This is a genomic window from Proteus sp. STS61-E, from assembly GCF_040932335.1.
Classification (GTDB): Bacteria; Pseudomonadota; Gammaproteobacteria; order Enterobacterales; family Enterobacteriaceae; genus Proteus; species Proteus mirabilis_B.
The window spans coordinates 40,716-53,975 of the sequence record NZ_JBFQGE010000009.1 but is presented as its reverse complement, the minus strand read 5'-3'; the positions used below and the strand labels follow the sequence as shown (position 1 = coordinate 53,975).

At 37.8% G+C, this 13,260-nt stretch carries 9 protein-coding genes; 3 read left to right on the top strand and 6 right to left on the bottom strand.

Annotation, left to right across the window (positions count from 1 at the left end; all coding sequences use genetic code 11):
• The first annotated feature begins 6 nt into the window (after positions 1-6).
• From selA to AB4J89_RS17835, 3 genes are all read left to right on the top strand, one after another.
• Positions 7-1,398, top strand: a complete 1,392-nt coding sequence (selA, locus tag AB4J89_RS17845; protein WP_368470161.1) for an L-seryl-tRNA(Sec) selenium transferase — start codon at positions 7-9, stop codon at positions 1,396-1,398.
• Positions 1,395-3,257 (top strand): selenocysteine-specific translation elongation factor, encoded by a 1,863-nt coding sequence (selB, locus tag AB4J89_RS17840; RefSeq protein WP_368470159.1) that lies wholly within the window; start codon positions 1,395-1,397, stop codon positions 3,255-3,257. Before selA ends, selB begins: the two co-directional genes overlap by 4 nt.
• 109 nt (positions 3,258-3,366) lie before the next feature.
• Positions 3,367-5,016 carry an LTA synthase family protein gene (locus AB4J89_RS17835; RefSeq protein ID WP_088494163.1) on the top strand — a complete coding sequence of 550 codons (1,650 nt, stop codon included), beginning with the start codon at positions 3,367-3,369 and terminating at the stop codon, positions 5,014-5,016.
• A 117-nt stretch (positions 5,017-5,133) separates the two neighbouring features.
• Here AB4J89_RS17835 and AB4J89_RS17830 read toward each other — a convergent pair whose 3' ends face one another.
• The 6 genes from AB4J89_RS17830 to AB4J89_RS17805 form a co-directional block, all read right to left on the bottom strand.
• Positions 5,134-5,562: a molybdopterin-binding protein gene (locus AB4J89_RS17830; RefSeq protein WP_088494164.1), complete on the bottom strand. Its 429-nt coding sequence runs from the start codon at positions 5,560-5,562 to the stop codon at positions 5,134-5,136.
• A 306-nt stretch (positions 5,563-5,868) separates the two neighbouring features.
• Positions 5,869-6,897 (bottom strand): glycosyl hydrolase family 8, encoded by a 1,029-nt coding sequence (locus AB4J89_RS17825; RefSeq protein ID WP_368470157.1) that lies wholly within the window; start codon positions 6,895-6,897, stop codon positions 5,869-5,871.
• A gap of 73 nt (positions 6,898-6,970) precedes the next feature.
• The gene (gene galU / locus AB4J89_RS17820) at positions 6,971-7,930 is read right to left on the bottom strand and encodes a UTP--glucose-1-phosphate uridylyltransferase GalU (RefSeq protein WP_227718961.1); all 960 of its coding nucleotides are present in this window, start codon (positions 7,928-7,930) and stop codon (positions 6,971-6,973) included.
• Between the two features lie 183 nt (positions 7,931-8,113).
• Complete coding sequence (locus AB4J89_RS17815; RefSeq protein WP_088494166.1) at positions 8,114-9,025, bottom strand: sensor domain-containing diguanylate cyclase; 912 nt, start codon at positions 9,023-9,025, stop codon at positions 8,114-8,116.
• Positions 9,026-9,064: 39 nt separating this feature from the next.
• Entirely contained in the window at positions 9,065-9,535 is a 471-nt protein-coding gene (gene bcsD, locus AB4J89_RS17810) for a cellulose biosynthesis protein BcsD (RefSeq protein WP_088494167.1), read from the bottom strand.
• Between the two features lie 15 nt (positions 9,536-9,550).
• Positions 9,551-13,252, bottom strand: coding sequence for a cellulose synthase subunit BcsC-related outer membrane protein (locus AB4J89_RS17805; protein ID WP_311755668.1), 3,702 nt, complete (start codon positions 13,250-13,252; stop codon positions 9,551-9,553).
• Positions 13,253-13,260 lie beyond the last annotated feature (8 nt).

The window sequence follows — 13,260 nt, the reverse complement described above, 5'->3', positions numbered from 1 at the left end:
ATTAGCATGACAAATGATACGCGCTCACTTTATAGCCAACTGCCGTCTATTGATAAGTTACTGCACCAAGCAGATATTCAAGCCCTTGTGGCTTCTTATGGTCAGACATTTATTGCAGAGCATTTACGAAAGTTACAAGAAGAAGCGCGTATCATTATTCGTCAAGAAAACGAGTTACCACAATGGCACAACCATTGGGCTAATGAATTAAAAAATCGCATTACACTACAACGAAAATCCTCAATTAAACCTGTTTTTAATTTAACAGGTACTGTTTTACACACCAATCTAGGGCGTGCATTAATGGCAGAATCCGCCATTGAAGCCGTTAGCCAAGTTATGCGCTCACCAGCAACCTTAGAGTATTCTCTTGATGGTGCTTCAAGAGGACACCGTGATCGCGCTATCGCTGACTTATTATGTGAATTAACAGGGGCAGAAGATGCCTGTATCGTGAATAACAACGCAGCCGCTGTTTTATTGATGCTCGCAACGGTAGCACCCAATAAAGAGGTTGTTGTTTCTCGCGGTGAATTAGTTGAGATTGGCGGTGCTTTTCGTATCCCCGATGTGATGACACAAGCAGGCTGTACACTCAAAGAAGTCGGAACAACAAACCGAACTCACCTTAAAGATTATCGTAACGCCATTAATGAGAATACGGGTTTGCTAATGAAAGTTCATACTAGCAACTATTGTATTCAAGGCTTTACCGCTGAAGTGCATGGCGACGAACTTGCAGCGCTTGGTAAAGAGATGAACTTACCAACCGCTATCGATTTAGGTAGTGGCTCAATGACTAATTTAGCCGCCTTAGGTTTACCTTCAGAGCCAATGCCACAAGATTATCTGCAACAAGGTATCGACCTTGTTACCTTCTCTGGCGATAAACTATTAGGTGGTCCACAAGCAGGGATAATCCTTGGTAAAAAAGTGTGGATTGAGGCTATTCAACGCCATCCTTTAAAGCGTGCATTACGTGTTGATAAAATGACATTAGCCGCTTTAGGTGCCACATTACACCTTTATCAGCAACCTGAAAAAATGGCTGTTGAAATTCCGACATTACGTTTGTTAACTCGGACACAAACAGAAATTAATGATATGGCGCAACGGTTATTGCCTCATTTTCAGGCATATTATGGGGATAACTACCATATCACGATATCCTCATGTGCTTCTCAAATAGGCAGTGGTTCGTTACCTATTGAAAGTTTACCGAGTGCAGCACTTACCTTTGAAGCCAAAGATGGAAAAGGTAGCCAGTTAGATACGCTAGCTGCGCATTGGCGTAATTTAGAAAAGCCGATTATTGGTCGAATTACTGATGGTCGCCTGTGGCTTGATCTGCGCTGTCTTGAGGATGAAAATGCATTAATACAGGCACTTTTACTATGATTTTTGCGACAGCAGGTCACGTAGACCACGGAAAGACCACACTTATACAGGCCATTACTGGGGTAGATACTACCCATTTACCTGAAGAGAAAAAACGCGGCATGACCATTGATTTAGGTTATGCCTATTGGCGTCAAGATAATGGTACCTCAATTGGTTTTGTGGATGTTCCCGGCCATGAGAAATTCCTTTCAAATATGCTCGCGGGTGTCGGTGGGATCTCTCATGCACTATTAATTGTGGCTTGTGACGATGGCGTTATGGCACAAACCATCGAACATATTTCTATTTTACGTCTTGCTGGTTGTCCTCAAGTTACCGTTATTCTCACTAAAGCAGATCGCGTTACACCTGAGCGAATTGAAGAAGTTCGTTCACAAACAATCGACGTATTAGCCAATTTAGGCTGGCAACAACCTGATATTTTTGTCACCGCAGCCCCTTCTGGTGAAGGTATTTCATCACTTCGTGACTACCTTGTTGAGTTGCATCAGCAAGAGCAACAACATCCTCAATGGCATAAGCGTTTTCGTTTAGCAATAGACCGTGTTTTTAGCATTAAAGGGGCAGGATTAGTTGTCACAGGTACCGCACTTGCAGGGCAAATTTCTGTTGGCGATACATTTTGGCTAACTGGCGCAGATAAACCAGTAAGAATAAGAGCCTTACATGCACAAAATCAGCCCGTAGAGCGTGCTGGTGCAGGTCATCGTATTGCAATTAACATCACAGGTGATGTCAGTAAAGAAAACGTCTCTCGTGGTGATTGGCTGCTTTCTCAAGCACCTAACTATCAATCTCATAAAATATTAGTCAGTTTAATTGCAGATGAACCTTTAAAGCATTGGCAGCCTGTACATATTCACCACGGTACACGCCATATTACGGGTCGTGTTGCTCTTTTAAATGATGCTAATGAAACACCACAGTTAGCTGAGCTTATTCTTGATGAACCCCTTTGGCTAGTGGATAACGATAGACTTATCTTGCGTGATATCAGCGCTCAACGCACTTTAGCCGCAGCGAAAGTCTTACATTTGCACTCGCCACGTAGAGGTAAACGACAAGCTGAGTTCTTAACTTGGCTACACCAACTTGATAGCGCAGACAGCGTTAGTGCCAATTTAGCGTTATGTTTACCAAAAGGTGAGCTATCTCTAAGTCAGTTTGCTTGGGCTCAGCAATTAACAGAGAGTGCACTAACTCAGTTATTAGAAACCTTTGACCTAGTCAGCGTTGCAGGCGTTATTCTTTCTAAAGAGAATGCTGATAACGCAAAACAGAAATTACTCGATACCCTTGAGGAATATCACCAACAACATAATGATCAAATGGGTGTGGGTCGTTCTCGTTTAAAACGAATGGCACTACCTACTTATCATGATGAATTGGTCTATCACTTAATTGATCAATTACGTAAAGAAGGTGCTATTAGCCAAAGTCGTGGTTGGCTTCATCTTCCAACACATGGTCTTGCCTTTTCTCCAGAACAAGATGCGTTATGGCAAAATGCCAAAGTCTACTTTGAGCAATCTGAACCTTGGTGGGTACGTGATCTCGCCAATGAAATGAAAAATGATGAGAAGGTGATCCGCTCATTATTACGTAAAGCGGCGCAATTAGGTTTAATTATTCCGATTATTGCTGATCGCTATTATACACACCAAGCAATAGAAAAATTTGCATCTATCATTGTGAAATATAATGAAAGCAATGGCAGTGTTACCGCAGCGGACTTCCGTGATGAATTATCCGTTGGGCGTAAATTAGCAGTGCAAATTTTAGAATATTTTGATCGCACAGGTTTTACTCGCCGCAAAAAAGATCTTCATATTTTACGAGACAAAGGGTTATTCTAAATACAGATGTTAACTTAGGCTAAATAAAGTTATTTAGCCTATTTAAGGTTATCGCCTACAATATTTGTAAAATACCCCTTTATTCTTTATCGCTATACTCGGAAGAGATATGAAAAAAATATTAGGAAGTGCTTATCTTGCACTTATTCTTATAGCCTCACTCTTTATTGTTTTTGAGAAAACAACATTTATTTATACGGCACTTCTTTCAGTTGGTGCTTATTTTATTCTTTTCTCTCTTTGCTTTATTTTATCTGCTCGTGTCTTATTTTCGGCTATTACCACCGGTACACTCTTCCTGATAACTAAGTTTATTAATCAGCTCAAAGTCCATTATTACAAAGAAACATTAATGTTCTCTGACTTTGATTTGGCTTTTGATAGCTCGAATTTAGGGACATTAGGTCATTATTGGGAAGCCGGTGTTGCATTGGTTGCGATGCTAATATGGCTTCTTATCAATATGTCTATTGCTTGGCGTTTTTCCCAAAAATCACGCCCAGCCTTGCGTATAAGTAGCTTACTCTTAATAGTCATCGGATTTACTACCATCCATTTCACCGTAGAAAAATGGCAAGCCGAATGGGAAGGTACACTTCCGGGAGGACGAGGCACTGTTACTAATTTAATCATGTCTGGCTACCAAACGGCTTATCATCCTCCTTATTTCAAGGAAGATGCGAATTACTTCCTTGAACAAGCCAATAAAACCGTATTACCAGAAACACAGACAGACATAAAACCTGACATTGTCGTTTTATTACAGGAATCGACAGTTAACCCTCATATTTATCAATTTGATACCGATGTTGCACTGCCTGATCTATTTATGTTCCAAAAAGATGAAAATGTCAGTGCACAAAGCCCTTTACGTGTACAAACCTTTGGTGGTGGTACTTGGCTTTCTGAATTTTCTGTATTAACAGGGCTAAATACGGATGATTTTGGTGCGCGTAAAAACTCTGTATTCTATTTTGTTGTCGATAATCTTAATGAAAGTTTATTCCGCCAACTAAAAGCTGAAGGTTATTACACCGTTTTACTCACCCCATTTAATCGTAGTGCTTACCATGCTGGTTACGCTTATGAAAAAATGGGAATTGATGAAATCATTCAACCTCAAGAGCTTGGCTACCCGGGAACATTAGAGGAAAACCTCTGGAAAATATCGACAGTAGATATGCTGGGTTATGTTGAAGAGGTACTGAAGAAACGCACAGATAAGCCCTTGTTCATATTCTCATTAACCATGTATGAACATGGCCCTTATGATGAATCGCACAGAGATATGTACCAAATTGCAGGTCATACCGAAAGCAGTAATGCACCGGGTAAATTTAGCCACTATATGGAAAAAATCGTTACCAGTGATCCAGCAATTAAAGATTTCTCCAATTTTGTTGCACAAAGAGAAAAGCCAACGATGTTCCTCTATTTTGGTGATCATCAACCTAATATAGAGTTAAAAAATTATCAGTCACCTTTTAATAACCCTTCGTATATTACTCAGTTCACCTTAAGAGATAACCTGTCGCAAGGTGCGCCAATAACAACGGGTGAATTAACTGATATTAGCTTCTTAGGTGGCATGATCTTAGAACGCGCTCGTTTGCCATTATCTCCTTTCTACAAAGCAAACATTCAAATGCGCCATTTATGTGAAGGTAAATTAAATGACTGTGAAGACGAGAAATTAGTTAACAGTTATAAAAATTATATCTATGACAAACTGAAAGTCGCAGGTAGTACAGATAATTAATTTTTATTACCTGAATAAAAGATGATCGGGATAATAAATTCAAAAAGATAAGTAATATCAAAACGAAAGAGGCTAAATATTTAGCCTCTTTTTTTATTCCAAAAAATAAACCTGCAATTATTTGCGTGTCGCAACAATCACACTTGATGCTTTCACTAGCGCTAAAACATCACTGCCTTTTGCCAGTTTCATCTCTTGTAAGCTTTCATTTGTAATAACAGCAGTCAGTTCTAAACCTTTAGCTGTTTCTAAATGAACGGTAGAGTTCACCGCACCTTGTGCAATTTGAGTCACTTTACCTGCAAATTGGTTACGTGCAGAAAAATTTAAACCGCAATCAGGTAGTGCTAAGACAACCCACGGTGCTTTAATAATGGCAATTGCTTCGCCATCTTTTTTGATCTTTAAACTGTCACAGCTCTCTTTAGTGATAATTGTGGCAAGTTTTTCACCATGAGCTAAAGATAAAATCACTTCGCTATTAACGGCACCTTCAATAATATCAACAACTTTACCGACTAACTGATTGCGTGCTGAAACTTTCATTTATCCACCTCTATTATTGATGAGAAATTATATTAATAACACTATCAAGTCGCTGAGATAACTTTAGCATACATATCATTAAATAAATTATTCTTAGATCATGGTTTAACGTTTATTTATTATTTAAAAACATAGCGTTATAAATAGAGATAACGAATTACTATTAATTTATTAAAATTGAATAAGTATAAATAATTTAGAAAGTTATGTTTTTAGCACTATCGATATAAACAAAATAGATAGCTTAATACCTTTCTGTATTAAAAGGCATTTAAGCTATCTATCATTAAAATTAACTAAATATACTTATTGCCCGTTTTGAGCAAATGCCGCTAATAAGTGTAAAGCTGAAGAATAATAATCCGTATCTTTACTTAAATCGACATCTTCAATAGGTGTTTTCATCGTTAAATCTCTCACCGCCATCATACCGGGAGTAAGGTTATATTCAGCGCGCTCTTGAGCATCAATACTTACCCAAGCAGGCGTTTTATAACGATCAAATTGCTGCCAATACTGCACAAAAGGTTGTAGCGCTAATTCATCATGTGCCCAAGCTAAATAAAGCGGAATACGTATTGCATCAAAGCTAAATCGCGCAGGCCATTTTTCACTAGGCTCTATCTTTCCATCTGGATATAAACTTACCCAGTCAGTGGGTAATTGATATTCACCAAATCGCATATTTCTAAGTAAAGACTGGCTATCATTAATTAACACTTTCCAACGAACATCGTTGCTTGTACGGTAAAAATCTTTCCATGCAGGGAAAATAAAATAGGATGGATTAATAATAATTTCTTCTGGCGTTTTAAAACCATTAATACCAGGTAAGAGTACGGTATAATTTTTTGTCTTAACTAAAGTATGTTCCAAAATAGCGTGTTGAATAGAATCAGAAGCTGAAAGATAACTTTCATCATTCCATTTCTCACCCGCTTTTAATAATGCCCACGCAATTAAGATATCACCGTCTGTCGCATTATTAGGATCAGGGGTATGTTCACTATTTTCTGGCTCATAACGCCATTTAAATAAGCCTAAATCACCACGATAAAGAGAAGCAGCTGTCCAGCTCCATAACTTATTAAATGTTTCATGATCATCACTCATTACAGCCATTAACATGCCATAGCCTTGACCTTCAGAGTGTGAAATATTTTTGTTAGCGCTGTCTATAACTCGCCCATCATCCTTAATATAGCGCTCTTTAAATTGTTCCCATCCTACTTGAGTATCTGCTGCCTGTATTGAAGGAGAAACCATAAGCAACAAACCTAAAATAAAAAAGGTAGAAAATAGAAAATTACAACGAGATAAGTGCCTAAAAGACATTGCCTTTCTCTCCTGCTATTGCCGACCGCTATCTGAGTTCGGTCGGCAGATTGCATATTATTTCAAGATATACTCAAAAGATAGCAACTATCTTTTGTTCTTCACTTACTTCATCTTCTTCTATGACTTCTGTTTTGGGTAACAATGTTTTTTCACAAAAGTCCTGCATCCAAGAAGCAAATTCTTCTTTTAAGGCAGAATTATGTAAGCCATATTCAACAAAGGCTTTCATATATCCTAGCTTATTACCACAGTCATGTGATTTACCCACCAAGGTATATGCTTCAGCGACTTCTTTTTTCAATAATAAATCAATCGCATCCGTTAATTGAATTTCACCGCCTACGCCAGCAGGTAGACCATCTAATAATTCCCAGATAGCTTCAGAAAAAACATAACGACCAACAACAGAAAGGTTAGAAGGTGCATCTTCAGGATTTGGTTTTTCTACGATACGACGAATAGGTGCCCAATTACCTTGAGGACAGAAAACACCTTCACAATCTACAACACCATATTGTTGCACTTGGCTCATTGGCACAGGTTCAACCATGATTTGGCTACGTTCTGTTTTTTCAAAACGTTTTATCATTGCTGATAAATTATCATGTTGAGGATCGCAATAGTGTGCATTTAATAAAACATCAGGCAGTAAAACAATAAATGGATTATTGCCAATAACTGGACGTGCACAGCAAATTGCATGGCCTAAACCTAAGGCGTGACCTTGGCGAATTTGGACAATTTTGACATTGTCAGGACAAATTGAACGCACTTCTTCTAATAATTTATTTTTAATACGCTGTTCCAGCATATTTTCTAATTCAAAGCTGGTATCAAAGTGATCCGCAATTGAATTTTTAGAAGAGTGAGTTACTAAAATAATTTCCTCGACGCCTGCCTGAGCACACTCTTCAACAATATATTGAATTAAAGGGCGATCAACAATAGGCAGCATTTCTTTAGGAATTGATTTCGTTGCAGGTAACATACGAGTACCTAATCCAGCAACAGGGATAACCGCTTTCATCATAATAAAATCCTCTAATAAACATTTATCTAAAACTAATATTTAGTATTATTTTAAATTTACTCTTATATTTCATCAGGAATGCTAGATATATTTTAAAAACAGTCACCTCCCTCTTCGTTAAAAAGAGATAACGTTATTTTTAATATATCTTTACTAAAAAACTTTCTATTTAAAATCTTTTATTTAAAATCCGGAATAAAATCCATATTTGTTACCACCCATTTCTTTTATAGAATAAAGTGTTTCATCCGCAGACTTTAATAATTCAGATAATGTTTTTCCATCTTTAGGATATTCAGCAATACCTAAACTAATTGAAGGGGTTAACATAAAATCTGAATTAATATCGATGGGCTTTTCCATTGATTTCCAAAGTGATTCTATTATTTCTAACAAAATCACAGAACAAGAACGTAATCCTTTAGGGAAAAGCACAGCAAACTCATCGCCACCAAGCCGCCCACAATAGACTTCATTATTTTCTAATTGTGACAACCGTTTTGATATTTCACATAATACTTTATCGCCTGCATGATGCCCGAATTGATCATTGATAGATTTGAATTTATCGCAATCTATAATACCAAGGCAAAATGAAGATGGCTGTGAAATATTTAAGCGTTCATTTTCGATTTTTTCAACAATACTTAATCGATTAGATATTCCAGTTAATGAATCAATATAGCTTTTATTAAATAACTCGTTTCTTAGTTCTACCTTATCAGTAATATCTAAGCTAATAAACACATAGTGAGAAATTAAATTACTTTCATCAAATACAGGGATAATACTAATATCTTCCCATACATCTTGTTGTGTATCGTTATTTCTCTTGGCTTCTAATCGATATACTCCCTTATTATCATTATTGCCATTTACACAACAATTAATTTGATTCTCATCAATTAAGTTAAATAATCTGTATTTTTTACCTTTTATATTTTCAAAGTGAACATTATTAAATTCACAATATTTTTCATTTGCATAAATAATGATGCCATTAATATCTGTTACTAACATCATAAAAACATTATTAGTAAATTGCTTTATTAATAAGCATTTAGAATTATCATCGTTAAATATCATTTCATTCATTTTTGACCTCCTATGCTCATCAATAAAGCATATATATTATTATTCGGCTGATGAGTTATGCGCATAGCGGAAAATAAAGACATCTTTTGCATCAGTAGATTGACGATGCACTTGCATTTTGGCATTACCACCTTGATTCGTTAACCAGCCTTCATATAACCCTTCTAAAACACTGGCACTTGCAACACGCCACTGAGCATCATCTTGGCTTTGCGTAAAATGAGGCCATGCACAATGAACCAGTAAAAGTTCGCTCATTGCAGGAGATATCGTGACAAAACCCCATTTAAATAGTGTTAATACGCGATTAATATGTGATTCAAGTAATTGAATATTTTCGCTTTCAGGTAAAGGATAACGTAAGGCAATATCCTTACCTATATTTCTTAATTTATTTCCAGCAGTAGAAATATCATTGTCATTTAAGATTTGAAAAAATAATAATTGAGTTAGATCTTGCCAGCCACTTTCAAAAGGTAATTGTAAGATATCACTGTCATGCTTATTCATTATTTGTCTCCTTAATTATTTAGACAGGAAGTCTGGGGTATATTTTAAGTGTAACCACATATTATCTTCAGCATAATCACCCGATGTATCATGCGATAAGCTGACACCTAACTCGGTTTCTTTGTTTAAATAATATTTCGCGTCTAAACCTAATCTGTAAGTAAAATTCGTTTCGTCTTCTTCTGCGTACTGAGATTTAATACGAGGATCGCTCGCATTCTTTTTATTTAATGCGTTTTGCATATAACCATGCGTTGGGAAATAATCGCTGCCTTTTTGTTTGTAACTTTGTATCCCTATTGCACCATTTAATGAGACTTCACCTTTTTCAAAACGGCGGGTATAAGCAACAGGCAATGAAACAGACACATAGTCTTGTGGACTAAAGTAACCACCGTGTCCTAGTGAGAAGTAGTTCTGGTTATTTCTAAAGTTCATATAATCAACATGTACACCTGCTTTTACTTCTTGTTGATCATCTTTATAGAACTTAGCATAAGAGCCAATCCACGCTTTCACTTCATCATTACTCGCAACACTTTTACCTTCGTAGTTATAGAAACCACCACCAGCATAAGCCCCAATTTTTCCATCATCCCAAGCATATTGAACTTTAGCGCCGTTACGAGTTACACGACCCCAACTTTCGCCAGTCATTGGATCAGTACGCCCCATATAAGAAAGTAGACTATCTTTTATGGCTCTGCGCTCTGCGGTCAGTGTTAATTGCCCATTTTGGCTAATTTGAGGTGAATATGTGAGGCCACCGACAACCGTTGCCGTATCTTTACCTAATGGCGTTGAACCCACATCAAAGCTGATATCCTTGTCTGATAAACGCAGTCCTAATTCAACACCAGATGCACGTTGGCTACCTGCTTCATCGGCATTAATTTTGTTTTTCTCATCATGGTTATCGCTATTCTTAGCAAAGCGTTCAGCATGTTGAAGCTGACCAGAACCAAAGCGGTTAGCTCTTTCTCCTGAAACCGAACCACTTGTCATCGAAACTGGATTAACACTAAATTCCCAACGGAACTCTTCACCAGGTACACTTGAAATGCTCATTGGTGCTGAAATTTCAGTGACGTTTGATAATCCTTTATCACCATTACGATGACGTATAGCTACACCACCTTGTACCCAAGGTGAGACTTTTTCTTCTAGCTCACGAATAGTGCGTTGAACCGATGCCATCTCTTTACGTTCATAGATAGAACCCGCAATAGCAGAATTATCACTGCCCCCTAATGCACTTAATTGACCGGCAGAGGTATTCAGTGTGCTACCACTGTTTTGCCATTGCGCACTACGCAGTAACGTTAATGCTTTACGATTTTCACCATTTAATTGCGCAATTTGCGCGGCTTGTAATAAATAAGCCGGTTGCGAGGATGAAGGAATTTGCTGCAACAACTGCTGTGCTTTTCTTCCATCTTTCTGAGCTAATGCCACTTCGATTTGAGCTTGGATTAATTTGCTATCTTTTCCTTGCTCTTTTTCTAAGTAAGAAAGAATTTTGTTTGATTGTTCAGGCATTGATTGCGCTAAATAAACACGACTTAATGCCATTAATAAATCAGGATCATTTGGTGATGCTTTTAAAGCAACAACTAACGTGTCATAAGCTGCTTTAATTTCGCCTTTTTCACGTAAGCTATCGGCTTGCGCAACTTTAGTCGCAACTTCTAAACGTTTTTTCTCAACAATCGGTGTTTCTTGTTGTAAAGCGGGATCGTTAATCAAGCTAGATGCTTGTGTATAATGACCTAACTCATTGAGAACGTTGATATGACCTGCGTAATTACCTACCGAGCCTTTAGTGCCTTTTGCAATATCACTTTCAACTAATTGCAACGCTTCATCGTTTAATCCACTGTTAACCAATTTCTCTGCTAATTCACCCACATCATTTGGATAATCAGCGACTTGATTAATTAATGGACGTAAAATATTACGCATTGCTACAAGGTTTCCAGCCTGACGATAATGGTCAGCTTGCGCAAGTTGGCGATGAAAACGAGCACGCTGTAATAACTCTTTTTCAGCTTCAGTTTGTTGATTATGGCTACTTAGTAAGTTAAAAACTTTATCCCACTCTTTTTGCTCAACATAAAACAGAGATGCCACATAATCAGAATCTCTTGTTCTACGGTTTTGTAGCTGTGAAATAGTATTTTTTGCGCCAACACTGTCGCCGTCAGCTGCCATTAAGCGTGCTAAATCAAGGTAAACCCAGTTATTTTGCGGGTTTTTACGCTGTGCTTGTAAAAGCAATTGTCTTGCTTGAACACGATTACCATTTTCTAACGCTTTTTGCGCTTCACGGCGTAATTTCTCAGAAGGATCGGTATTCGCTGTTAGTTTTTGACGCAAAGAGGCAGATTGTTGTGCCAGTAATTGTTCTGCTTTCGTATTCTGTCCTTCCTGAACTAATAAATAGTAATAAGCAGAAATCACTTTTTCATTATGGCTATTTTGCTGATAAAGCCCTGACAACAATTGGTGAGCAGCTGGTAAATTACCTTGCTTACGTAATAAGTCAGCTTGTAATAAGTTGGCAGATAACCCCTTTTCACCTGAAGCACTGGTTAATGGGGCTAATTGTTCAATAGCTTGTTGAATGTTTCCTTGTTTGGCGCGTTGTTGTGCGCTGCGTAATTGCGCATAAAAACCCGCATCTTCCGCTTGTTGCTTCCATTTACTGCCTTGTTCGCCACCCGATTGCGCAGCTTGATTTAATAAACGCTGACCTGTGGTTAAATCACCTGAACGTAATGCGATATAACCTAAACCCGCTAAGGCTTGCGCATCATTGTTATCTGACGCTAAAGCTTGTTTGAAATAGCCTTCGGCTTCTTTCAATTTACCTTTGTTTAATGCGGTATAACCTGCTTGGCGTGCATTACCTTGAATAGCACCTTGGTAATGCTCTGCAACCGCTTTATCGTTCGGGTTTGCTTGCAAATAGGTTTTATATAACACGTCATCATCAGGACGGACATTCAACCATAACAAAGCTTGACGCATACCTTTTTTGGCTGACTCATCACCTGAGATATTACCTAAAATAGTTATCCCTTCACGACGAGTCTCTTCGTTATAAGTTAATGTTAATCCTAATGCTTTTTGCGTTTCTTTATTATCAGGCATCAATGCAGCACGTTGTTTTAATCCCGTAATGGCTTGAGGCAACATTGCAGGTACACCTGCCATTGTTTGATAATATTCTAACGCCAGTGTTTCAGGTGGCTCACTGCTCACAAATAAACGTTGGTACGCTTTTATCGCTTCTTCGTGTTGGCCTTTTTTCGCTAACTCTCTGGCATATCCTAATTGCTGTTCACTAAATTGTGATGATCGGATGTTTTTTAATCCATCAATTCGTGGATCTTGCGGTGCAATTTGCGCCAGTTTTTCTCGCCAATAGGTTGCTTGTTTTTCATTACCTTGTTGTGCAGTAAAGAACGCCATTAAATACAGCGCATCCTGATTATTGCTTTCCATAATCAGTACTTTTTGCAGTGCTTCTACTGCACGCTCATCGTGCGCTCTACCATGCCAATAGTTAGCTTGTTCAATAAGAGAACTGACAATATTTGGATCAGTTGCTGCTATATTTGCCTCAACCGCCGTTGCTTGTACTTGGCTTGAAGCCCCTAAAATGCAACCTGCGTAGATGACTTTAACGATGATATTAAGTGCGTGATTTTTCATCTTATATC

Excerpts from the sequence above, each read along its gene's own strand:
- selA (WP_368470161.1), top strand. The coding sequence starts at position 7 with ATGACAAATGATACGCGCTCACTTTATAGCCAACTGCCGTCTATTGAT.
- selB (WP_368470159.1), top strand. The coding sequence starts at position 1,395 with ATGATTTTTGCGACAGCAGGTCACGTAGACCACGGAAAGACCACACTT.
- AB4J89_RS17835 (WP_088494163.1), top strand. The coding sequence starts at position 3,367 with ATGAAAAAAATATTAGGAAGTGCTTATCTTGCACTTATTCTTATAGCC.
- AB4J89_RS17830 (WP_088494164.1), bottom strand. The coding sequence starts at position 5,562 with ATGAAAGTTTCAGCACGCAATCAGTTAGTCGGTAAAGTTGTTGATATT.
- AB4J89_RS17825 (WP_368470157.1), bottom strand. The coding sequence starts at position 6,897 with ATGTCTTTTAGGCACTTATCTCGTTGTAATTTTCTATTTTCTACCTTT.
- galU (WP_227718961.1), bottom strand. The coding sequence starts at position 7,930 with ATGATGAAAGCGGTTATCCCTGTTGCTGGATTAGGTACTCGTATGTTA.
- AB4J89_RS17815 (WP_088494166.1), bottom strand. The coding sequence starts at position 9,025 with ATGAATGAAATGATATTTAACGATGATAATTCTAAATGCTTATTAATA.
- bcsD (WP_088494167.1), bottom strand. The coding sequence starts at position 9,535 with ATGAATAAGCATGACAGTGATATCTTACAATTACCTTTTGAAAGTGGC.
- AB4J89_RS17805 (WP_311755668.1), bottom strand. The coding sequence starts at position 13,252 with ATGAAAAATCACGCACTTAATATCATCGTTAAAGTCATCTACGCAGGT.